Annotated in this window: 1 protein-coding gene; it reads right to left on the bottom strand. The window is 43.8% G+C overall.

Features of this window, described 5'->3' with window-relative positions:
- Nucleotides 1-233 (bottom strand): helix-turn-helix domain-containing protein (locus AN944_RS21255; protein ID WP_144430250.1); only part of this gene is annotated, 233 nt, incomplete at both ends.

Below are 233 nucleotides of genomic sequence, written 5' to 3' on the forward strand. Positions count from 1 at the left end.
TTGATGAGCTGGTAGAGCTTACGTGTCCCCAATCTTGGCATAAACTGGCGCCAATACTTCACCATAGACATAACGGGTTTAAGCCTTTCGGTTCTTGTTTCAGCACGTTGTTTCCACTGGTAAATCGCTTGTCTTGATAAATTAAATTGCCGACTCGCTGCCGCTAGCTTTACCGTGCCTTTTTCTTTGGCAATCCAGAGCGTTCGGCTAAGTACTTTTTTTCTAAATCGATA

The organism is Shewanella sp. P1-14-1, from assembly GCF_001401775.1.
GTDB classification, from domain to species: Bacteria; Pseudomonadota; Gammaproteobacteria; order Enterobacterales; family Shewanellaceae; genus Shewanella; species Shewanella japonica.